This is a genomic window from Paenibacillus sp. OT2-17 (genome assembly GCF_009827695.1).
In the GTDB taxonomy this organism is placed as follows: Bacteria; Bacillota; Bacilli; order Paenibacillales; family Paenibacillaceae; genus Paenibacillus; species Paenibacillus polymyxa_B.
Genome location: NZ_WUDQ01000679.1, coordinates 1 through 1,766, shown reverse-complemented (window position 1 = coordinate 1,766; position 1,766 = coordinate 1). Strand labels below are relative to the sequence as shown.

General features: G+C 47.8%; 1 protein-coding gene and 1 pseudogene. One reads left to right on the top strand and one right to left on the bottom strand.

Annotated elements, in window-relative coordinates; genetic code table 11:
* The first annotated feature begins 49 nt into the window (after window positions 1–49).
* Window positions 50–1,156, top strand: a complete 1,107-nt coding sequence (nadA, locus tag GRP75_RS26055) for a quinolinate synthase NadA (protein ID WP_160790777.1) — start codon at window positions 50–52, stop codon at window positions 1,154–1,156.
* 43 nt (window positions 1,157–1,199) lie between these two features.
* On the opposite strand, the pseudogene GRP75_RS26050 reads toward nadA, so the two are convergent.
* Window positions 1,200–1,766 (bottom strand): annotated as a pseudogene (locus GRP75_RS26050) (PQQ-binding-like beta-propeller repeat protein); the annotation flags it as partial.

Below are 1,766 nucleotides of genomic sequence, written 5' to 3'. Positions count from 1 at the left end.
TGTTCGTGAGAGCGGGAACGATCAGCCGTATCGATATGGAGGGATTCTAATGTCTATGCTTGACATTTTACAAGGAAATCGAGGGCTTATACCAGAGCATTATAAGACACTGACGGTTGCTGACATGGAGCAGCGAGTGGCCGAGCTGAAACAAAAATGGGGACCCAAGCTGCTTATACCGGGTCATCACTATCAGAAGGACGAGGTTATTCAGTTTGCTGATATAACAGGAGATTCTCTACAGCTTGCTCAAATGGCTGCACAAAATCAGGAAGCGGAGTTTATTGTATTTTGTGGGGTACATTTTATGGCGGAGACAGCGGATATGCTGACTACCGATCGACAGACTGTTGTCCTGCCGGATATGCGCGCAGGCTGCTCAATGGCAGATATGGCGAACATAGAGCAGACAGAACGAGCGTGGAAGCATTTACAGGAGTTGGTAGGAGATACGACCATTCCGTTAACGTATGTAAATTCCACAGCAGAGATCAAAGCCTTTGTAGGACGGCATGGCGGGGCTACCGTGACCTCTTCGAATGCCAAACAAGTGCTGGAATGGGCGCTGAAGCAAAAGGAACGTATTTTGTTTTTGCCGGATCAGCATTTAGGTCGCAATACAGCTTACGATCTTGGAATTCCGCTGGCTGAAATGGCCGTGTGGAATCCCATGACCGATCAGCTGGAGACTGAACAGGACCCGGCAACCGTAAAAATTATTTTATGGAAAGGGCACTGTTCAGTACATGAAAAATTCACGGTAGATCATATTCGCAACGTCCGTGAGCGTGATAAGAACATCCGGGTCATCGTGCACCCCGAATGCTCTTATGAGGTCGTACAGCTCGCAGATTGCGCGGGCTCCACAAAATTCATCATCGATACCATTCGCGCGGCAGAGCCGGGAACCCAATGGGCTGTTGGCACAGAAATGAATCTCGTGCAACGAATCAAACAGCAGTACCCTGAACAGCAGATTGAATCGCTCAATCCCGATATGTGTCCCTGTCTGACCATGAACCGGATCGATCTTCCCCATTTGCTGTGGGCAATGGAGCAGTTTGATCGGGGAGAGCCTGTGGGTGTGATTCGTGTGGATGCTCAGGTCAGACAGGATGCTGTACTGGCACTGAATCGTATGCTTGCTATCCGTTAAGCTTTTGCCTTTTCTGAGAGATTGCTGCTTGAAATTTTTGGCCTTATTTTAAAGAAGCAGGGAGCTTGACGCCAAGCAGACGGTTTCCGCTTTGAATAAATATCATTCCGCCGGATTTGAGCGTTGGACCGAAGGAGCGTGAGCCTGTGTTGACAGTAAACACGGGCTTCAAGGTCATCAGGTCATAACCATGAAATACGCCATCTGATTGCCCGACATAGACTCCTTTACCGAATACGTCAGCTTGAACGGTCGGATTATCGCCGTCGTAATGAATGAATTGACCTGAGGACAGCTTCATAGCAGTCAGTCTGGATGTACTAAAATCTTGGTAGAACATGCGACCTTCATGAATAGACAATAAAGGAACAAGTTGTTCATAGCTATCTTGCGCCCACTTGCGAGCAGGTTTGCTGTCTGGTTTATAGTTCCAGAAGTCATAGGAAGCTAGTATCTTTCCCTGAAAGACATAAAGGTCTTTACCGTACAAAAAAGCAGAACCGTATATGCCTCCAGATCGGTAGACACCGTCTTTATTTTCAGGCTCGGTCCAGCGATACTGACGATCTCCTTTGGATTTACCTGTCTTGAGGTCGTACTGTGCGATCGT